The sequence below is a fragment of the Xenorhabdus santafensis genome (assembly GCF_033949405.1).
GTDB lineage: Bacteria > Pseudomonadota > Gammaproteobacteria > Enterobacterales > Enterobacteriaceae > Xenorhabdus > Xenorhabdus santafensis.
The window spans coordinates 25,445-45,230 of record NZ_VCDN01000003.1 but is presented as its reverse complement, the minus strand read 5'-3'; the positions used below and the strand labels follow the sequence as shown (position 1 = coordinate 45,230).

Annotated in this window: 19 protein-coding genes; 9 read left to right on the top strand and 10 right to left on the bottom strand. The window is 41.5% G+C overall.

The features are described from left to right. Window positions 1–5: 5 nt before the first annotated feature. Entirely contained in the window at window positions 6–1,502 is a 1,497-nt protein-coding gene (gene pdxR, locus FE392_RS00745; protein ID WP_319928320.1) for a MocR-like pyridoxine biosynthesis transcription factor PdxR, read from the top strand. Here the strand turns inward: pdxR and FE392_RS00740 are convergent. The 3 genes from FE392_RS00740 to FE392_RS00730 all read right to left on the bottom strand — a co-directional run bounded on the left by FE392_RS00740 (window position 1,473) and on the right by FE392_RS00730 (window position 4,704). Then, window positions 1,473–2,186 carry a GNAT family N-acetyltransferase gene (locus FE392_RS00740; RefSeq protein WP_319928319.1) on the bottom strand — a complete coding sequence of 238 codons (714 nt, stop codon included), beginning with the start codon at window positions 2,184–2,186 and terminating at the stop codon, window positions 1,473–1,475. The genes pdxR and FE392_RS00740 overlap by 30 nt on opposite strands. A 42-nt stretch (window positions 2,187–2,228) precedes the next feature. After that, complete coding sequence (locus FE392_RS00735) at window positions 2,229–3,446, bottom strand: benzoate/H(+) symporter BenE family transporter (protein ID WP_319928318.1); 1,218 nt, start codon at window positions 3,444–3,446, stop codon at window positions 2,229–2,231. A 223-nt stretch (window positions 3,447–3,669) separates the two neighbouring features. After that, window positions 3,670–4,704, bottom strand: a complete 1,035-nt coding sequence (locus FE392_RS00730; protein ID WP_319928317.1) for a LacI family DNA-binding transcriptional regulator — start codon at window positions 4,702–4,704, stop codon at window positions 3,670–3,672. 135 nt (window positions 4,705–4,839) lie between these two features. Here FE392_RS00730 and FE392_RS00725 point away from each other — a divergent pair, with 135 nt between their 5' ends. Then, complete coding sequence (locus FE392_RS00725) at window positions 4,840–5,568, top strand: SDR family oxidoreductase (RefSeq protein WP_319928316.1); 729 nt, start codon at window positions 4,840–4,842, stop codon at window positions 5,566–5,568. A 26-nt stretch (window positions 5,569–5,594) separates the two neighbouring features. Beyond that, the gene (locus tag FE392_RS00720; RefSeq protein ID WP_319928315.1) at window positions 5,595–7,223 is read left to right on the top strand and encodes an FGGY-family carbohydrate kinase; all 1,629 of its coding nucleotides are present in this window, start codon (window positions 5,595–5,597) and stop codon (window positions 7,221–7,223) included. A gap of 280 nt (window positions 7,224–7,503) precedes the next feature. Here the strand turns inward: FE392_RS00720 and FE392_RS00715 are convergent, their stop codons facing one another. Then, complete coding sequence (locus tag FE392_RS00715) at window positions 7,504–7,809, bottom strand: antibiotic biosynthesis monooxygenase family protein (protein ID WP_319928314.1); 306 nt, start codon at window positions 7,807–7,809, stop codon at window positions 7,504–7,506. Between the two features lie 216 nt (window positions 7,810–8,025). Here FE392_RS00715 and sigJ point away from each other — a divergent pair, with 216 nt between their 5' ends. Continuing rightward, window positions 8,026–8,931, top strand: coding sequence for an RNA polymerase sigma factor SigJ (gene sigJ, locus FE392_RS00710; protein WP_319928313.1), 906 nt, complete (start codon window positions 8,026–8,028; stop codon window positions 8,929–8,931). 96 nt (window positions 8,932–9,027) lie between these two features. On the opposite strand, the gene FE392_RS00705 is transcribed toward sigJ, so the two are convergent. Further along, window positions 9,028–10,185: an MFS transporter gene (locus tag FE392_RS00705; RefSeq protein ID WP_319928312.1), complete on the bottom strand. Its 1,158-nt coding sequence runs from the start codon at window positions 10,183–10,185 to the stop codon at window positions 9,028–9,030. 232 nt (window positions 10,186–10,417) lie between these two features. Between FE392_RS00705 and FE392_RS00700 the strand changes: the two genes are divergently transcribed. The 3 genes from FE392_RS00700 to FE392_RS00690 all read left to right on the top strand — a co-directional run bounded on the left by FE392_RS00700 (window position 10,418) and on the right by FE392_RS00690 (window position 13,222). Then, window positions 10,418–10,873 (top strand): hypothetical protein, encoded by a 456-nt coding sequence (locus FE392_RS00700; RefSeq protein ID WP_319928311.1) that lies wholly within the window; start codon window positions 10,418–10,420, stop codon window positions 10,871–10,873. Window positions 10,874–11,025: 152 nt separating this feature from the next. Further along, on the top strand, window positions 11,026–11,811 hold the full coding sequence (locus FE392_RS00695; protein ID WP_319928310.1) for a class I SAM-dependent methyltransferase: 786 nt from the start codon (window positions 11,026–11,028) through the stop codon (window positions 11,809–11,811). Between the two features lie 196 nt (window positions 11,812–12,007). Continuing rightward, a complete protein-coding gene (locus FE392_RS00690) occupies window positions 12,008–13,222 on the top strand; it encodes an MFS transporter (RefSeq protein WP_319928309.1) in 1,215 nt (404 codons plus the stop codon). A 97-nt stretch (window positions 13,223–13,319) separates the two neighbouring features. Here FE392_RS00690 and FE392_RS00685 read toward each other — a convergent pair whose 3' ends face one another. Beyond that, window positions 13,320–13,940, bottom strand: a complete 621-nt coding sequence (locus FE392_RS00685) for a TetR/AcrR family transcriptional regulator (RefSeq protein ID WP_319928308.1) — start codon at window positions 13,938–13,940, stop codon at window positions 13,320–13,322. A 92-nt stretch (window positions 13,941–14,032) separates the two neighbouring features. Between FE392_RS00685 and FE392_RS00680 the strand changes: the two genes are divergently transcribed. Next, entirely contained in the window at window positions 14,033–14,641 is a 609-nt protein-coding gene (locus FE392_RS00680; protein WP_319928307.1) for an NAD(P)H-dependent oxidoreductase, read from the top strand. Window positions 14,642–14,842: 201 nt separating this feature from the next. Beyond that, window positions 14,843–15,697 (top strand): hypothetical protein, encoded by an 855-nt coding sequence (locus FE392_RS00675; RefSeq protein ID WP_319928306.1) that lies wholly within the window; start codon window positions 14,843–14,845, stop codon window positions 15,695–15,697. Between the two features lie 108 nt (window positions 15,698–15,805). Here FE392_RS00675 and queF read toward each other — a convergent pair whose 3' ends face one another. The 4 genes from queF to FE392_RS00655 all read right to left on the bottom strand — a co-directional run bounded on the left by queF (window position 15,806) and on the right by FE392_RS00655 (window position 19,678). Next, window positions 15,806–16,642: an NADPH-dependent 7-cyano-7-deazaguanine reductase QueF gene (queF, locus tag FE392_RS00670; RefSeq protein WP_319928305.1), complete on the bottom strand. Its 837-nt coding sequence runs from the start codon at window positions 16,640–16,642 to the stop codon at window positions 15,806–15,808. 13 nt (window positions 16,643–16,655) lie between these two features. Continuing rightward, window positions 16,656–17,513, bottom strand: a complete 858-nt coding sequence (locus FE392_RS00665; RefSeq protein WP_319928304.1) for a queuosine precursor transporter — start codon at window positions 17,511–17,513, stop codon at window positions 16,656–16,658. A gap of 17 nt (window positions 17,514–17,530) precedes the next feature. Next, window positions 17,531–18,088 carry a helix-turn-helix domain-containing protein gene (locus FE392_RS00660; RefSeq protein WP_319928303.1) on the bottom strand — a complete coding sequence of 186 codons (558 nt, stop codon included), beginning with the start codon at window positions 18,086–18,088 and terminating at the stop codon, window positions 17,531–17,533. Window positions 18,089–19,318: 1,230 nt separating this feature from the next. Then, complete coding sequence (locus FE392_RS00655) at window positions 19,319–19,678, bottom strand: winged helix-turn-helix transcriptional regulator (RefSeq protein WP_319928302.1); 360 nt, start codon at window positions 19,676–19,678, stop codon at window positions 19,319–19,321. Window positions 19,679–19,786: the final 108 nt, after the last annotated feature.

The following is a 19,786-nucleotide window of genomic DNA, read 5'->3' as shown; positions in this document are numbered from 1 at the left end:
GGTATATGGCAAAACCCTTTGAATTTGAAACAATAAAAATAAAACTAAATGATGCTGATTTTAAACTTTTAGATTTGCATCAACGCATTCAACGTACCTTGTTGTCGCTCATTCTTGACGGAACGCTTAGTCCCGGAGCCAGATTGCCTGCAACTCGAACCTTGGCCAAGTCACTTCATGTTGCCAGAGATACGGTTGAAAACGCTTATATACAGTTGCATCGTGATGGGTTCATCATTCGGCGAAAAGGCTCTGGAAGTTATGTGTCCGAAACACTTGGCGCTGAATTAAAGGGGGTAAAGCATAATCATCTGAAAAGCAAAAAGAATGGTCATGATGTATTCGATTCGAAGGTGGGGCTAAGCCAGCGTGGTCGAAAGATCCTTGATAGTGGTGGTGTTGCTGACCAACAAATGGTGAAGGCATTTGCTACCGGTTTACCTGAAACACGTAATTTCCCTGTTGATGTATGGGAGCGATTGCACCGCCAAGTCCTCAAAGATTATCGCGCCAATGTGTTATTGCATGGCGAGCCACAAGGCGTTAAATCATTACGTAAAGCCATTGCTTCTTATATGAATCTTGAGCGCGGGGCCAATGTATCTCCGGAACAAATATTAATATTGAGCAGCACAAGGCAATCATTATTTTTATGTGCCCAGTTATTGCTGGATGCAGGGCAGCCCATTTTAATGGAAAATCCGGGGTATTTTGGGGCTAAAAAAGCATTCGAATCCGCAGAAGCGAAAATAATTCCCATTGATGTAGATGAACTGGGGATTCGCACCGATTTATTACGGGCAGATAGCAGTGGCGCCAATTGTGTCTATTTGACCCCCTCTCATCAATATCCGACGGGGGTGACATTATCATTGGAACGCAGGCTTGAATTAATTAATTGGGCTGCTGAAAATAATAAATGGATAATTGAAGATGATTATGACAGTGAATTCCATTATGAAGGCTTACCGACGGCATGTATTCAGGGTTTAGATAAATACCAAAGAACAATTTATCTTGGTACTTTTAGCAAAACACTCTATCCAGGATTAAGAATCGGATACATGGCTATTCCACAAGAGCTAGTCAATACATTCACATATGCACGTAGTATTATGGATGGGCATACGCCACAAATCTTACAATTGACGTTAGCGCGTTTTATAGAAGACGGGCACTATAGCTCCCATATTAGGGCCATGCGTAAATTGTACGCAAGGCGTCAGGAAATCATATTCAACGCTATTGATAAATATCTTAAAGGCATCGTGACCGTATTGCGGCCAAAAGGGGGGCTACAGATCCCCTGTTTACTCGAGCCTGAATGGTCAGAAGAAGAAACGATTCGATTGGCGGGAGCGGCAGGCGTCCAGTTGCGTGGGCTTAGTTGTCTGTACGCCTGCGAAAATAAAAAACAAGGTTGGCTATTGGGTTATTCTTCTTTAACGGATTATGAAATTGAATCCGCCATGTTACGCCTTGCTAACGCATTGAAAAGATAAGATGAGCAATTGGTTTCCATTATCGTCAAAATTGGATGGAGATAACCATTCTTCAAAAGCACGTTTTAATACGGGCCAATCTTCATGTGTAATGGAATACCACGCGGTATCCCTAGAGCGGCCTTTATAAACGATAGCATTACGGAAAATACCTTCAAAAGTGAACCCTAAACGAGTTGCCGCCTTACGAGATGGCTCATTTAATGCATCACATTTCCATTCATAACGGCGGTAACCTAACTGCTCCAGAGCATAGTTCATTAATAAAAATTGAGCCTCCGTAGCAATGCGGGTTTTTTTCAATTTCGGAGAATAAACAACATGGCCTACTTCTATAGTTCCATTTTGTGGATCAATTCTCATTAATGCTAATGTACCTAAGGCATTTCCAGTTAAAGGGTCAATAATTGCATAATAGAGAGAGTTTTGTGATGATTCCATATCTTCGATATATTTATCAAATTCAGAACGCTCGGAGAATGGGCCTACGGGAATATAAGTCCAATTTCTATCATCTTGCGCCATTTGATAGGATATATAGAGGCTATCTGCGTGCTTAGATTTGCTTATCCGTTCAAGCCGGCAATATTGCCCCACAATTAAGTTTAACGATGGATATTCTCGGGGTACCCAATGGGGCACTTCTAAACCTATGGGTTGGCCATATTCATTATAATTTGTCATTTGATTTCCTTTTAAATGCAGGGCGTGAAAATTGATTTTAGCTTAAATACTTTCTTTTTTAGCTTTAATTTTTATCAAGGATTCATATTTACCATGAATTAATACATGGGCTGTCAAACCGGCAATTAATCCCCAAAAAGCGCCACCGACTCCGAGTAAAGTTACATTGGCTGCGGTAGCCAAAAATGTAATAAGAGCGGTTTCACGTGTTCGGCCATCACTCATTGAATTGGCTAAACTTCCTCCGATAGTGCCGAGCAGGGCAAGGCCGGCAAGCGTTGTAATAAATGCCTTGGGTAATATCATGAAAAGCGTCGCCAGAGTAACGCCGAAAATACCCACCAAAATATAAAAAAGGCCGCACGCTAAACCTGCTATATAGCGTTTATGTGGGTTTTCATGTGCATCTTTTCCAGTGCAGATTGCAGCTGTAATTGCCGCGATGTTAAACGCATGCGCACCAAATGGCGCCATGATTAAAGAGCCTAATCCTGTTGTAGTCAGAATTGGATTGGCACTTGTTTTAAAACCATCATTTCTGAGAACCAGCATGCCAGGCATATATTGGCCTGTCAGGGTAATAACAAATAGCGGTAATGCGACCCCCAAAAGAGAATGTAAGGAAAATTGGGGCATTTCAAAAACAGGAGTAGCAAAACTTAAATGAATGACTGAAAAATCGGCCTTATCTTGGATGATAAGCATCGCCATGCCAATAATTAAAATACCAACAACTGCAAAGCGGGATGTAAATCGTTTGAGTACTGCATATGAAATAATTAACGTGATGACAAGCACTGGATCCACACTGGCGCTGGCGAATGCATTGATTCCAAATTGCAGCAAAATACCTGCGAGCAGCCCTGCGGCAATTCCACTTGGGATCATTCGGACAAGTTTTTCAAAAGCACCGGACAGCCCTAATAAAATAAAACCAAGGGCAGAGAGGATATACGCCCCAATGACTTCGCTATAAGGCGTAAAAGGCATGACTGTAGCCAAAAAAGCCACTCCTGGTGTTGACCACGCTGTAATTATTGGCTCTTTATAGCGAAAACTTAACCAGACACCAGTTATACCCACACCGATTGAGACAGCCCATACCCAAGAAGCTGTCTGAGCCGATGATAAATTTGCAAGCTCAGCCGCTTGAAAAACTAAGACAAAAGTTCCTCCGTAATTCACTAATACTGAAATCAGTGCTGCAATTGTTGGCGAGAAAAAATCAGAGAGTTTGATATTTACTGCGGGTGTATTCATAAGCACTTCCTCATCTAACAGCCTGCCTACTGGCCTAAAAATTTACGGCAGAGATGATCTTAGATGAGTTATGGTCTGATAGAGTGGGCCAAATTATAAGATTTAAGCAGTCCACTTTATTCAATGTTCAATAATTAAATAATGCATGAGGCACGTCGCTGTGTTCTTTTTCTTAATCGACATGGCACAGATGATATCGAATAGTGTATCTGCCGGAATCGGGCTAATTTTCTATCTTGCCGCTTCCACTGACTATCGCGGGAGCGACTTCAATTAGCTGTTTTTCGGTATTGCCTGAATCTATCAGCGCAAAAATATGATCGAGCATTGCCGGAACATCCTGCTTGACCATTTCTATATCATGACCGAGCAATGCAACAAACGGATCCCAGTCAAAACAACCCATTACTGGTTGATGACTGCGGGTGTAGCCAGTTTCAGCCAGCCAGCGCATAACCCCTTCCAGCGAAATAGTTGAATTAACAAATAGCCCACATTTTGGGATATCGTCGTTGCGTGGAAATTTACGCAGCGCAGTTTCGGCTTTTTCCGGTGCATATCCACAGGTAAGAATGTTCTCTTCAACAACCGGCAGTTCCCATTCGACATGTGCATCCCTGAATCCCCGTATACGCTCTCGGGTGTTGTGATCATTCAATCTGCCGCCGACAAAAATCAGTGGCTCTGCTTGCCTCTGTTTCTGGGCATATTTTTTGAAAATGCGCAGAGTCAGCGCTTTTGCACCACTGTAATTGTCAGAAATCACGGAGGGAGCCAATGTACCCGGCAGGTCAAGATTTAGGGTAGGAACACCGGAGGCCGAGCAAATTTCACTGATGCTATCCGGGTTGGTTGCCCCCGTCGCAATCAACCAATCCACCTGATAAGAGAGCATCGTTCTGGCGGCTTCGATTTCCAGCTTAGGATCACGCTGGGTGCAGGTAATGATAGGAAACAGCCCACGTTCACGTGCCATTTCTTCGAAATGCTCAACAATGGAACCAAAGTAGCGATTGTCATACTTCGGCACTAACATGCCAATGATTTTTGACTTTTCACTGCGCAGCAGACTTGCCTGCTTATTGACGGAATAGCTCTGTTCCTCAGCAATGCGGGTGATTTTTTCAGCGAGCTGAGCGCTGATTCGCCTTTTTTTCCAATTTCCATTGAGTACAGCGCTTACTGCACTGGCTGATACTCCCGCAAGTTCAGCGAGGTCATAGATTGTCGTTTTCTTGTTCTGTCTGAGCTTTGTCACAAATTTTCATCCCCGTTTTTGCCTTAGCTTGACATCAAAGATAAAAAGTCGCAATTCTGCTTCATCGATTGAGCTATGCTGAATTCGATGAAATTATTACCTTCTGTCCTACAAAAAATTGCCGGAGTATCCGTTATGGCTATCTCACTAGAAAATAAAGTCGCTGCAATCACAGGCGCAGCATCAGGTATCGGTCTTGAATGTGCACGTACACTTATCAAAGCTGGTGCTAAAGTGGTTTTGATCGATCGTGCCGAAGAACGTCTGATGGAATTGGTCGCCGAGCTGGGCGAAAATGCCATCCCGCTGGTTGTTGATCTGATGAAACCAGAGCAGGTTGATGGCATGCTGGACGGGATCCTGAAAAAAGCCGGGCGCCTTGATATTTTCCACGCCAACGCCGGTGCTTATATTGGCGGCCCAGTTGCAGAAGGTGATCCCGATGTCTGGGACAAGGTGCTCAATCTGAATGTCAATGCCGCATTCCGTAGTGTCCGCGCTGTCTTGCCGCATTTTATTGCGCAAAAATCCGGTGATGTATTATTTACCAGCTCTATTGCCGGCATGATCCCGGTGGTCTGGGAACCGATTTACACCGCATCTAAATTTGCCGTTCAGGCCTTTGTTCACTCTACCCGCCGCCAAGTCTCTCAACACGGTGTGCGCGTCGGTGCGATACTTCCGGGGCCGGTGGTTACGGCTCTGCTGGATGACTGGCCGAAAGCCAAAATGGAAGAAGCCCTGGCAAATGGCAGCCTGATGCAGCCTATTGAAGTAGCAGAATCGGTGCTGTTTATGTTAACCCGCCCGAGAAATGTCACTATCCGTGATTTGGTTATTCTGCCAAGCAGTGTTGATCTCTAATCACACAAGGAATAAGGGATGGGGCGATGAACAGTAACGTACAAATCAGGGCGGAAAGTAACAAAGTTGTCATTGGTGTTGATGTCGGTACAGGCAGTGCCCGTGCCGGTATTTTTGATATGAACGGTAAAATGTTGGCATCCGCCAAGCACGATATAACGCTTTATCGTTATAATGCTCATTTTGTTGAGCAATCCAGTCGTGAAATCTGGGATGCGGTCTGTTACTGCATCAAAGAGGCAATGTTGTATTCCGGAAGTACACCGCAACAAGTTGCCGGTATTGGTTTTGATGCGACCTGCTCATTGGTTGTGCTCGGCAAAGATAAACAGCCGATTTCGGTCAGCCCGAGTGAAGATCCTGACCGTAATATTATTGTATGGATGGATCACCGTGCGACAGGGCAAGCTGAACGGATTAACGCAACAGGCCATCCCGTGCTTAACTATGTTGGCGGTAAAATTTCCCCTGAGATGGAAACACCGAAAATTCTCTGGTTGAAAGAAAACCGTCGAGAATCCTTTGATAATGCATGGCAATTCTTTGATTTGGCTGATTTCCTGACATGGAAATCCACAGATTCCCTTTCCCGTTCTACTTGTACAGTGACTTGTAAGTGGACATACCTTGCACATGAAAAACGTTGGGATGCAGATTATTTCCGACAAATCGGCCTGTCTGAACTTGCGGATGAAAATTTTGCCCGTATCGGGCAGAGCATTGTCGAACCGGCAACACCTTGTGGTCAAGGGTTGACGGAAGACGCTGCTCAACAAATGGGGTTGCTGGCAGGCACACCGGTTGCAGCAGGAATGATTGACGCCCATGCCGGTGGTATCGGCACTGTAGGTGTCAGCGGTGATGCAACCCGCAACATGGCTTATGTGTTTGGTACTTCTTCTTGCACAATGACGACAACCCAAGAGCCGGTATTTATTCCCGGTGTTTGGGGGCCCTATTTCTCTGCAATGGTTCCCGGCATGTGGCTGAATGAGGGCGGGCAAAGTGCAACGGGGGCGGCAATCGATCAACTATTGTCTTTGCACCCTGCAACACGGGAAGCTAAAGCCATGGCAAAAGAAAAAGGCATTCCCTTGCCGGTTTTTTTGGCTGATATGGTCATGGAAAAAACACCATCGGCCTCTCAGGCGGTTGAACTGGCTGAAGGCATTCATGTGGTGCCTGAGTTTTTGGGGAATCGTGCTCCTTTTGCTGATCCCAATGCCCGCGCCGTCATTGCAGGATTGGGAATGGAAAACAATTTAGCTAACCTGCTTTCCCTCTATATCGCCGGGGTGTGTGGTATTGGCTACGGGCTGCGGCAAATTATCGAAGCACAGGCAAAATCAGGTGCTGCGATAGAAAATATTGTCGTCAGTGGGGGAGCGGGGCAACATCCTTTGATTCGCCAATTGCTGGCAGATACTTGCGGTGTGCCAGTAGTCGCAACTCAGGCCAGTGAGCCTGTTCTGCTTGGCTCCGCTATTCTGGGGGCAGTCGCTGGTGGCGTTTCAGAAAGTGTTGGGCAGGCAATGGCGCATTTTTCTGCCATTGATCGCACATACTCACCGAATGGAGCCTATCGCGAGCGTCATAATATCCGTTTTGATTCATTTCAGAATCTCCAGCAATGTGCCAGAGAAATTAAAGGTTAGTGCCTTTAGCTGATTAGTTTATTTATCTTATGAAGATCCTTACTCCCGCATGGCGGGATGTAAGGATCTGAGTTGGTGTTTGGAATGTTTAAATATATCTTAAAATAAAGAAATAATTTTATAATTTAATTATTTCAACAGTTATATCATTAGGCCATTAATATAAAAACAGTGCAATTATTGCAGGCTCCGATTTTAATCAAAACCTACAAATCTATATTTATTATTTGCATATAGCCCAATAAATTATACTAATAATATTAGTGTTATAATGAATGACTTAACTGGAGTAATACCCAACAATGTCATAAACCCCTGGTGTGGCCTTAGCTATCTCCGCGGTGCGTTTTACGAATTCTGCTGCTATTGGATTATTTCTAGTTGCACTAATGTCATCAACACTCCTCCATTTGGCAATGTTTATAACATGCTCTCCATCCTTGCTTGCCAGCAAGGTAATTGAAATAAAACCCGGTTGCTTACTAAAAAATTTATCACTTCCTTCCTGTAATACTTTGATAACTTCAGCTTGTTTATTGGCATCGACTTTAATGATGTTGACGTATGTAACTTCAGGCTTAGACATAACATCCTCTCCTAATGGATAAAACTCGATTATTTGCATTATACTTCTTGAGCTAAGACGATGTAGCCTTCAAATATGTCAGGTTTTTTTGAGAAAAAATTTATTATCAGCGCCTGGCCGTTACGCTTTGTCTTTTGTCCGCAACGAATTTGTTCAGTCAACAAAGAGGCAACTTGAAAGACGAAGGGTATAGATAAAAAGAGGAAAGTGAGAAGCATGGTGTATGAAGATCGAGGATGTGAAGACCGAACTAAAATATATTCTGAACGCTCTAAACTTGAATCGCTGGCATATCGATTTTTGGGAACGATGCCGGATGCCGAAGATGCAGTGCAAGAAACCTATTTACGGTGGTATAAACTGACTCAAACAGAACGTCAGCAAATTGTATCCCCTATCGCTTGGCAACGAACAACACTAACCCGGATTTGTCTTGATAAACTTAAGTCCGCCAGATCAAAGCGAGAAGTCTATATTGGCGAGTGGCTGCCCGAACCTGTTTCACACAATGACTGGTGGGAGTCTGTATCTGAAATAAATGATCCGGTTGATCATCTCATCAGTGCTCATTCTGTTTCGATGGCTTTGATGATAGTCCTTGACAAAATGACACCCGCCGAACGGGTCAGTTTTATTCTCCATGATGTTTTCCAATATTCGTTCGAAGAAATCAGTGAGATTGTTGACAGGACACCTCAAGCATGCCGTCAACTTGCTTCCTCGGGACGAAAACGGATCAAGCAAGAATGCAATATTACCTCTTCTCCAGAAGAACATAAGCGCGTTAATAATGCTTTCCGAGCTGCATGGATTACAGGCAATATTAAGGAACTGGTCGCAGTCTTGGATGAAAGGGCCAGTGCAGTCACCGATGGCGGTGGCATTGTCAGTGCGGCAATTGAACCACTGTTTGGTCGGGATGCGATTGTCAATTTTTTCCTTTCAGCATTTGAGCGTCAACATGATCTTCAAATCGAAGAGGGAATGGTGAATGGCGAACCTGGGTTGATTGGCAAAGTGGCAGGCCGTACCATCACTGTTATTTCAACCCATGTTAGGGAAGGAAAAATTAACGAAATTTGGGTAATGCGTAATCCAGAAAAACTGACAGATTGGCATTAGTTAATTTAGTCTATCTTTTATTCCTCATAGCAAGAGGAATAAAAGACTTTCTTAAATATCAATATATTAATTATAAAACAGGCCGTTAAGTGTATTTTATGGCGTTCTATTATCAATCTTATTTTTAATATAAATGCTTAAAAACGCCATAAGTGAAAATGCAATACTACTGAGTACGATAGTATGCACTCCTAAATAAGAGACAACCCACCCTCCAACCATTGCGCCAATCGTTATGCCTAAATTAGAAAAAGAAATATACAAGCTGTTGGCGAACTCCGGCGCTTCACTGGCCTCCCGCATGAGCCATGTCTGGCTAATCACAAGCCCCGCAGAATGCAGCGCTCCCCAAAAAATAATCAGCACAAACATGGCTATTGGAGAGAACCCCAGATACCAGACGAGAACATATAAAAGGATTAATAACAAAGGATATAAATGAGTGGTTTTTATGACATTTTTTTGTAAAAAATAGCTAAAGACAAAATTACCTAAAAAACCACTGATCCCAAATATAATTAAAATTGTGCTGATCAGATTATTATGCAGATGCGTAATTTTAGACAGGTAATCTGTGATATAGCTGAAATTCGAAAACATTGCTGAGAAAACTAATGTCACAGTGAAAATGGTCAGCCACAGTTTTCCTTTTCGTAATACAGCCAATTGGCTAGAAAAAATAACTTTTTCTGCAGATGGGGAAGAAGGGACAAAAAATAAAACCCCAATGAACGCAACTGTACAAATCCCAGCACCAAAATAAAAAGCGGAACTCAATGAGATATTTTCTGCGATAAACGAACTCAGTGGCACACCTAATACCAACCCCACCGCAACGCCTGCAAAGACTTTTGCTACCGCTCCCGGGCTTTTTTCTTTAGACACTGAATTAGCGGCAACTACAAGTGCAACGGCAAAAAAGACCGCGTGCATCAGAGCGGGAAGTATTCTGAAAAATAACATCAAATTGAAATTATTTGTTGTCGCATATATCAGATTAGAAATAACAAATATGCAGAGAATAATGAGGAGAATGTGTTTTTTATTATATCCAGATAGCATCAATGTAATAAATGGCCCTGTTATGGCAACAACAATAGCGTAAATACTGACAAGAAATCCAACCTGAGTGGGAGTAACATGAAGTTGAGATTCTAATTGTGGAAGCAACCCTATGACAGCGACTTCAGTAGTAATAACACCAAAAACGGCAATGGATAACACCAGCAATAACATAGAATTCTTATTTAGCATAGAGACTCCAAAGAGGTGTGGATTTTCCATAATATGTTTATGTTAAAGTACATTTAATATTTTATTATTCAATTAATGCGATTCTGATCTCATATTTTTATAATGTGAATAAATCAGAGCGTGCAACTGTATTATACTGGCAGAGTGATTTATTCATTTAGGCGGGTATAAAATACTCCAGCTAACGGTTAATCGGGAAAAATATTTTTATTCTAATGAAATGAGAAAAAATATGGATAATGATATTTCTATTGAAAATATAGGGATAGAAGACAGTATCGTTCTTAGCTTACATAAGCCGGCATGGGAAAAAATATTGTCTGGGCAGAAAAAATATGAGTTTAGGCGCCGTTTTAGGAGAAAAAGAACGCTTGCATTTATCTATGTGACATCTCCCGTAAAAGAAATCCAAGGTGTTATTATATTGGATAAACCAATCGAAGGAACTGCTAAAGAAATCGCAGAACTTGCCGAGAAAGCAATTCCGGGCAACGGTCATAGTGTTTATGATTATTTCATTGAGAAAGATTTCGGGTTGGCAATACCGATTGTTAATGTTATGAAACTTGAACCTGTCTCATTAAATTCACTTCGTGATAAATATAATTTTTTTGCACCTCAGTTTTATATGATGTTAAAAGAAAATAAATCGATGCATGATGAATTAATGAAAAGAATACTAACATAGTTTCGAGTTATATAATAATTAAGATTAATTTTTGTTGGTATTTCATAGCTGTATTAATATGGATTTACAAATGCCATTCTCACATTTAGGTCAGGTAAAAATGAGTGAGAATTAGAGAAAACATTTACCCAACACATAGAGAGAATTCATCAATGGCAGAGCAAAAAGCAAAGTTTGATGGCTTGGCGGAAAACTATGATCGCTACCGGCCTCATTACCCACAGGCACTTTTTCGCGAGATTGGTCACTGGTTGCCGGAAGGCAGGGCTCTGTCTATTGTTGATATCGGCGCAGGAACAGGGATTGCACTCGAAGGGCTGGCAAATTTGCTTGGTCAGCAGAACCGTTACACTGCCATTGATATTTCTCAGGACATGATTGACATCGGTAAACAAAAACTTCCGTGGGTCAATTGGCTACATGGCAGTGCTGAGCAGCATCTCTCCAGCGTGGGGCAGCCTGATTTGGTCATGGCAGCACAATCTTTTCAATGGATGGAGCGGGAAACGGTATTGCATCTGGTAAGTCATTGTCTGGCTGACAATGGCATTATGGCAATATTACAAAATAACCGGGATTACCGGCACAGTGAATTTTTGCATGAGTATGAAAATCTGCTGGAAGAATTAAGCCCCAATTATAACCGTCACTATCGGAATTTTGATTATGTACGGGAACTGAATATTGCTTTCTCCTCCATAAATATCCACCACATTGCCCTCAATACTCGCTGGAACATGCATATTCCCGCTGAAGCATTTATCGGTATGAGCCGTTCATCGACCCAAGCACAACGCGCTTTGGCTGCTCACGGTGAGCTGTTTATTGAAAAATTAAAAATACTGGTAGAAAAATATCAAATTGAAGGCAAGTTGGATATTTTATATGAAAGCCAGCTGATTATGGTGGTTAAACAGTATGGTGCAGAGGAAGCATGATGCCGGAAGCCGCGTTCAATTTTTTCCATAAAATATTTATTTTTTGCGCTTGATAGAAGATGTTAATGAGGATGGTTCCATAGCCATTCAGGGGCTTCATTGATATAAAAAGAAATGATAGACAAGGAAGAACGACCATTTCAGCCAATGGAGCAGAGAATACTGACGGGCGCAGTAAATATTGCGGGGAAACCGAATGGCTTCATTTTCTGAACGGGCAGCACCTTATTCCGAAGTATTACGTTCCTCATCCTTCCGAAAATTACTGATTGGGCAAGGGTTGTCCATGATTGGTGACGCCGTTTGTCTGGCTGCTTTACCCGTTGCTTTGATCCACGCCAAACTTGGCGCAGATGTTTTCGGCATCGTCATGGCTGCGGTAGGAATAGGTACAGTGATTGGTGCGCTTGCCGGAGGAGTATTGGCGGACAGAAAATCACCGAAGCATGTGCTCATCGCGACAGACACCGTGAGGGGGTTGGCACAAGTTGTTGCAACGGCATTAATCATATCCAGTGCGCCGTGGTGGGGATTAACCCTTGCCTACCTCATTTTCGGCATTGGAATAGGGGTTTCTCGCCCATGCGCCCAAGTTTTGCTAGTGAACCTACTCCCCAAGCAGGCGTTAGTCGCCGGAAATGGTTCGATGAATTTTATCGACAACTTTGTCGCTGTCGTTTTTCCAGCCACTGTCGGTGTTGTGATCATATTATGGGAGCCTGTCTGGGGAATACTCATGGATGGGATAACATTTTTCGCCGCCGCCTTTTTTACTGCGTTGATACCGGATATCGGGGCGCGTGTTTCAGACAATAAATTCTCCTTACGGGAAGTATTAAATGGTATCGCGGTTATTACTGACAACGCTGTTTTATCGCTTGGTTTTGCCGCGACATTGATCCTGAATGTCCTGTGTTTTCCCATTTTTTTGGTCGTTGCACCCTATGCAATCAGCTCCCGTTTCAGTGACACAATGTGGGGTTTTTGTCTGGCTGCATCGGGTGTTGGCGCGTGTATCGGTTCTGTGATTACGGTACTGACTTCGGGCCATCAGCGTTTAATATTACTTGCCGTGATTTGCGGCCTATTTCTCTGTAGCGCCATGCTCTTGTTGGGGGTGGGCAGCTTTGCTTGGATGGTCGTTGTGGGAGCAGCATTTATTGGCATTGTTGAGGCATCGTGGCTTACGGGTTGGGCAACTGCGATGCAAACACTTTCCCCGCAAAAAGATCTCGGCAAAGTTGTTGCCGTGGATACTTTTGTAACCAGCGGGGCTCATCCATTTATCTATCTCGGTGCCGGAATATTTGGCGCGAGGGTGGGATATTCCGATACACTAATAATCACCGCCATTGTCAGTGCCGTGGGAATTGCCGCCATCGCACTTGTCGCCATGATTCGAAGGGCCTGAAAAGCCACTGTGCGATGGGTACCAGACGTTGAATGCAAAACAAAACGTTTTACATCTGGCACCGGCAAACACGCCACAGAGCGGCGCGTCAGTTTAGTTATTTCATACTTCTTTCAACCAACGCAATGATGACTGCGGCAAGCTCTATTTCTGCCTGAGAGGCTGTGATATCGCCATTTACTGCGGCATAAGATAAAACTTCTGCTGCTCCCAACATTGCCAATAGGCGTGCGGCTGTAATTTTTCCGCCCTTGGTGTATGGCATCAATATCGCTTCGCATTTTTCTATGAAAATTCTGGCATATTCGCGTTTTATTTTCTCAAGTTCAGGTGAACCCGCTAAGGCGGCGATAATACTGGGTATTTCACGTCCTTGATTGAGCACACAATGGATATAAGAAGACGCAATAACGGCGGCTTTTTCTTCCAGAACGGGCTCACTTTGCTGAATCGCCGCGTCTATAATCGCCGTTTGGCGGTTATCAAATTCAGTGTACAGCGCCGCTAACAAACCAGAGCGTGTACCAAAATGATCGTAAACAACGGGTTTAGTCACGGAGGCTTTTTCAGCCAGCTTGCCCAGTGTCAGAGCCTCTGTTCCTTCTTCCCGAATGATCTTCCAGGCAATGTCGGTTAGCTGCTGGTAGCGTTCTTCTCTGCTGAGGCGAACACGCGTGTGTGAATGAGCCTGTTTTAAATGAAGTTTGTTGCTTGACATATTTATATACCAAAGGTAACTTACTAATGGTAACTTACTTTTGGTATATAGATTACGCTTGTCTTTTATCATAATCAAGAAGGAGGCAGTTGGTGCGCGCACTTATCGTTCTCTCACACCCCATTTCAGACTCTCTCAGTGGTCATGTGGCTCAATATATTGCCGATGGTATCAGGCGATCAAACCCCGCAAATAGCGCTGAAATTGCCGATCTTACTAAAGAAGGATTTGATCCGAGATTTACTGAGTCAGATATTGCTGCCTTTTACAAAACAGGTTTACCTCCGGCTGATGTTATTGCTGAGCAAGCACGTATTGACAGGTCAGATGCGCTGGTTCTGGTTTATCCTATCTATTGGTGGACAATGCCGGCCCTGATTAAGGGGTGGATAGATCGTGTGTTCTGCCATGGCTGGGCTTATAACGAGCATCCTGATGGCAGGTTGGAGAAAAAACTTCAGCACCTTCCGGTACATTTGGTTGCTTTGGCGTCTGCTAGCAGAGGTACTTATTCAAAGCATGGTTTCACGGATGCAATAAACACACAGATTAACCATGGTATTTTTGATTATTGTGGCACCCCCATTATCACTTCAGAATTGCTGTTTTATCCTGAATTAACAGCCCCCCATGCGTATCAGGAGGTAGCATATGAAATTGGCCGTAACATATTTACCAAGGCTGATGCTTTAAATGGATAATATTCAGATAATTCAGGGTAAAGGCCAATTTTCTGCCGTATTTAAAGATATCTATAAAGCATGATGTCTGTGTTTGCAGACACGCGGCAAAGTGGTACGTCAATTTTCAAAAAATATGAATTTTTATGATAAAAAAGTTGTCAGAAGAATTATTTAAATTTTTTTGACAACCTTGATTAGGAAATATTTTTGGGAATGGAAATGAAGAAACCACAGAACATCTATGTCGTGACATACTCTGAGACTGGAACAGATGGGTGGGCATTTGGAAGACCCTCAGGTATTAAACCCTGCCAGTGGCCAAGAAGCCGGGTAAACGGTGTACCAATGGCGCATATTTTTACTGTGAAAATTCCTGCTGAATATAATGTGAGAAGTTCTGATGTAGAATATTTATCTGTTTTTCAGGGAAATGATTTTGAAGATGATGAAGAAGAAGGTGTAAATGAATTTTTAGAAAAAGGCGGTGACGCTTTAGGTGATGATGCTTTTTGGCAGGAGCTAATTTCATACCGTAATAATAGACATGCGCGTGAAGTGTATCAGGTTGACGAGATAGGTGGAGGCTGGTGTTTTATTTATCTGACCGAAGAAGAATGCTCAGGAGAACAGTGCGAATTACCCAGCAAGAATTGCATACCTATTGATTATGAATCAATGCATGAAACACATTGTTTTTCATCTGATCAGCCAGCTAATTATTTCAATTTAGTGCCTTATTCTGATGATCCTAATGTAGGAATAAAGCCCGAAGAAAATCCTGATTGGTTATATGATATTGAAGACACTGAAGCTATTGATAATTTGAAAATAGAAGATATTAAGGGATATATACCGATATTCCATGAAGTCAGTGAAAAACTGAATCTTAATTTAGATAAGTATTTTTACGATCACCATTTTGGTGGAACAACACATTCAGCACAATCTACTCCGGATGATTTGAGTGAGTTTTACTTTGAATTTGATGAAAGCCTGGGTGATCCCAATATCGGCGGGGATGGTGTGGCTCAAATAGATTTGTTGACGAACAAAATCCATTGGGCTTGTGGTTGATAGTAATTATGTCTGTCAATTTGAATATATTATTGACCTAGTGATAGTTTTTATTTTGGCAGAAGAGGGCAGAGTGAGGCAATCGCGTCTCACTCTGAATAATATTAATTACTGGCGGATAAGCCGTCCTGTCTGTGGGGCACTTTCATAATTACTTCTGAAAGGGTTAATATCCAACCCACCACGTCTTGTATAACGGGCAAATACGGTCAATTTCTCTGGATGGCAATAGCGCATGATATCATTATAAATTCGCTCGACACATTGCTCATGGAATTCGTTATGTGTTCTGAAAGAAATAAGGTAACGCAGCAATCTTTCATGATTAATCTTTGCGCCCTCATAACGAATAACAACGCTGCCCCAGTCTGGTTGGTTTGTAACCAGACAATTTGATTTTAATAGATTTGAATACACTGTCTCCGAAACAATATCTGCTTCCGCCGGAGCTGCATTAGCCAGTATCGTCGCATCAAAGTCGTACCCATCTATTTCGATATCTAACTCATCCAGCGACTGGCCTGAGAATTGGCTGATTTCATGGCCGTACCCGTCAAGGTGAGGATAAAGTTTCACTTCCACAGGTTCGCCGGCTGTCTGGGACAGATCTTTTTTCATCGCCCTAATCACATCATCAGTCGTCTCGAATTTAGTCTGATTAAAACTGTTGAGATATAGCTTGAACGATTTCGATTCAATTAACCCCGGGCTGGTTGCAGGAATAGTAAACTCACCTATTGCGACAATCGGTTTTCCTTTGCTATTCAACCAAGAAAGTTCCCACGCAGTCCAAAGGTCAAAACCCTGAAAAGGTAATGAATCGGAACTGATATCGATAACATCGCGTGCGAGTGATCGCGGTATTGTTTCAAGTAATTCTGGTGAATAACTTTGTATGTAATCGGTTTTTTTTCCAAGATGTGTTATTGATTTTTGAATGTCCATTATGGCTTCTCTTCTATGAGGTTATATATTTTCTGAATAGCGCCCGGGTAGCATAGATTGGCCCAACACCGACAATTGCGTAGGTTATTTTGATAATAAATTGGGATAAAATAATGACCTTAATCGTGTCGGCATCCAGCGTATTATAAAATGCCAGCGTACAAAAAATAACACTGTCCAATGCGGCCGCGATAGTTGTGCTGGTTATGATACGAATAAAAAGGTAACGGGAGTTGGTCAGTTCTTTAATTTTACATAACAGCCATGAATTGACATTCTCAGAGACAATATAAGCAACTGAAGATGCAACAAGGACAGCAGCAATGCTATGAACAATTTCAGTATAGGCTTCTGCTAATCCCCACTCTTTCAGGCCCGGCAATATTGCTGTGAACATCAAGCCGAGAACAAACAGGATATTGGTAATAAACGAAAAAAGAATGGCTTTTCTGGCCAGACGAAGCCCGTAAAATTCATTGAGGATATCAACGAGAATGAAAGTTAATGGATAAAAAAAGATTGCGGCAGGTATCACCATATTAATATAGGGGACACTGATTGGCTTTATTCCTGTTACTGTGCAAAAGATATAAATAATAGCCAGAGAAAGTGCAATCATCAGATAGGCAAACCAAGAACGCTCATTTCGATCTGCGAGATCATAGGCAGTGACTGTATCCTCGCCTCCATAAATTCGGCGATAGATTTCTCTGAGTTCATTTCTATTGAGATCCTCTGAAACCTGACTGCTTTCCAACTCCTTTAACGGAATGCTGATGCTTTTTCCGGTAGACAGGATCATGATGTTTGCCCTTATTGCATCGGAAGAGCGACTGAAACCCAGCAATTTATATTTTTGATTACCTGACACAGCTAATGCTCCTTTGCTTACGAAATGCGTTCTTCGATTATGATTCCAATTAATTGCTCGTTTATGGTTGGCACTTTTTTTGAGCCACTAGACACATCGTGGAGATAAAATCCTTTATCGGGTGCATATATTAGCGATGGCTGATTTTTGACAGGTGCGGCATAGCGCTTAATGATTAATGTATCACCAGGGAAAAAAATTTTATCAATTTCAGTTTCTACCGTCATTCCAACCAGGTTGGCACCTTCTTCGAAAGCCCAAATTATCGGGTATTTCATGACAAGCTGACCGATACGATCATCCATGCTGCCTAACACATCTGACTGGGGAATCAACGGAATGGCAGAAGGGTTCCTATTACCCTCGGAGGAGAGGGTATTATCTATACGATCAAGTTCTTCAATATTGCAATGCTCAATGACATCACACCTGACTCCGAAAAAATCGGCAATCCGCGTGATTGTTGAATGCTGAACTTTATTTATTTGACCATCAAGAATTTTATAGAGTGTTGTTCTTGTAACACCTGAACGCATAGCCAGTGAGGATTTATTTTCACCCTCTCTTCTCATCATATACTCAATGTTACTAATGATATTAGACTTTCGTTTTATTCCTGATGTTTTCATTTCGGAAAATAATAATGTTGTTAGATTTATTCTTAAGACATTACATTATTAACTTACTACCTTCCATAATATTTTTCGATATGTTGCTTTATAAGAATAGTTTATCGCAACTTTTTTTTACATGAAAAACATAATAATATGTGAAGAGTGTACATTTTAGTGCACTTTTTGATTATTTTCATGTTGACCTCATTGCATAATGAGTGCTTAATTACTCGTAGTGTTTTATGTCTGGCTCAATATATTGGTTATTATACTAATAAAATAATTACGATGTAAAATTATTGGCGAAGCCACACCAGGCTGATTTTCAGAATAGATATTTATGTGGGTTTATCATATTAATTTGATCTATACCTTGGTGTTAAGGATATCACTTATTATTACACGGTTATATTTTACATTAAAGTTTAAATGTAAAATATGCAAATTTTGGTTAATTAAAGTATTGCTAGATTAAATATGGTTCATCAAGTGAAAAGTGTAGCGCTACAGACATGTTATAAATTTATAATATCTGATTAACTTTTTCATGGTTGAGTGAAATATTTTTTAAGGGAATCCGTAATCTGTTACTGAATGAGAATGAGTTAACCATCAGCACCCTCCATTCAGGGACATGCCAAAGCCATCTGCTATGCAGGTGGCTTTTTACTTAACAGAACGCAATATATAGTCACGTATCAATACAATCTTGTTGCTGGGATTTCAACTGGTTGAAAGCAGCCATTCAGACAGAATGAACATCTGCCAACTTCCGCTCTCAATGCTTGCAATAAAACATTTTAGTTTTCGCTCGGTTAATAAAAAATCAGTGTATGAATTTGATGAGATAGAAATATTCCGCTAGAGGCTACATCCATAAATATTACCCTCTTCATATATTTTGGAAACATTCTGGTGTCTGGAAATTGATAATTTATGAGGTATTTATTTCCAAAATACCAGACTATTTCAAAAAAAGAAGAGGGTAATATTAAGCAGCAAGCTGAAAATTATTAACCTAGATAAAGTATTTAATTACACAATTTTAATTACATTTTAAAATAACTAAGATGAAAAAATTATATCGAAATATTATTAGGCATTGATTGGGGGAATACATCATTTCGCCTTGTGCAGGCCCTCAGTAAAACCCAATAACTTTCGTATCATCTCTTTATGCTCATATTGATTTCATACATCTTTTGATACCTCAAGCAGCCATATTGATAACGATTCAAACACCGGTTTTAATGACTTTCCAAACTCAGTCAGGGAATAAACAACTTTAATAGGTGGTTTATCGCCATAAACATCTCGTATTATTAAGCCATCTTTTTCTAACTTCTTGAGTTGTATGCTTAAAGTCATCTCGGTTATATGAGGGATATCTTTTCTTAGTTCACTAAATCGCTTATTTTTATCCTTCAAATAATACAAAATTACTCCTTTCCATTTACCCCCAATTAAATCCATCGCCATACTGATAAAACAAGGATAATTCTTCCCGTTAAATGCAATTTGGCCATTCTCTCCTTTTGTAATCATTGCCATAAAATTTCTCCTCACTATCAAAATGGATAGTTATTGTAATGGTAAAAAATCATCATAAACTAATTATGGGAACTATAAAACACATAGCTTATATAAAATAATTACATA

Coding starts and splice junctions, on each gene's coding strand:
- FE392_RS00690 (WP_319928309.1), top strand. CDS start 12,008: ATGGCTTCATTTTCTGAACGGGCAGCACCTTATTCCGAAGTATTACGT.
- FE392_RS00660 (WP_319928303.1), bottom strand. CDS start 18,088: ATGATGAGAAGAGAGGGTGAAAATAAATCCTCACTGGCTATGCGTTCA.
- FE392_RS00715 (WP_319928314.1), bottom strand. CDS start 7,809: ATGTCTAAGCCTGAAGTTACATACGTCAACATCATTAAAGTCGATGCC.
- FE392_RS00700 (WP_319928311.1), top strand. CDS start 10,418: ATGGATAATGATATTTCTATTGAAAATATAGGGATAGAAGACAGTATC.
- sigJ (WP_319928313.1), top strand. CDS start 8,026: ATGGTGTATGAAGATCGAGGATGTGAAGACCGAACTAAAATATATTCT.
- FE392_RS00740 (WP_319928319.1), bottom strand. CDS start 2,186: ATGACAAATTATAATGAATATGGCCAACCCATAGGTTTAGAAGTGCCC.
- FE392_RS00720 (WP_319928315.1), top strand. CDS start 5,595: ATGAACAGTAACGTACAAATCAGGGCGGAAAGTAACAAAGTTGTCATT.
- FE392_RS00705 (WP_319928312.1), bottom strand. CDS start 10,185: ATGCTAAATAAGAATTCTATGTTATTGCTGGTGTTATCCATTGCCGTT.
- FE392_RS00655 (WP_319928302.1), bottom strand. CDS start 19,678: ATGGCAATGATTACAAAAGGAGAGAATGGCCAAATTGCATTTAACGGG.
- FE392_RS00675 (WP_319928306.1), top strand. CDS start 14,843: ATGAAGAAACCACAGAACATCTATGTCGTGACATACTCTGAGACTGGA.
- FE392_RS00685 (WP_319928308.1), bottom strand. CDS start 13,940: ATGTCAAGCAACAAACTTCATTTAAAACAGGCTCATTCACACACGCGT.
- FE392_RS00695 (WP_319928310.1), top strand. CDS start 11,026: ATGGCAGAGCAAAAAGCAAAGTTTGATGGCTTGGCGGAAAACTATGAT.
- FE392_RS00735 (WP_319928318.1), bottom strand. CDS start 3,446: ATGAATACACCCGCAGTAAATATCAAACTCTCTGATTTTTTCTCGCCA.
- queF (WP_319928305.1), bottom strand. CDS start 16,642: ATGGACATTCAAAAATCAATAACACATCTTGGAAAAAAAACCGATTAC.
- FE392_RS00725 (WP_319928316.1), top strand. CDS start 4,840: ATGGCTATCTCACTAGAAAATAAAGTCGCTGCAATCACAGGCGCAGCA.
- pdxR (WP_319928320.1), top strand. CDS start 6: ATGGCAAAACCCTTTGAATTTGAAACAATAAAAATAAAACTAAATGAT.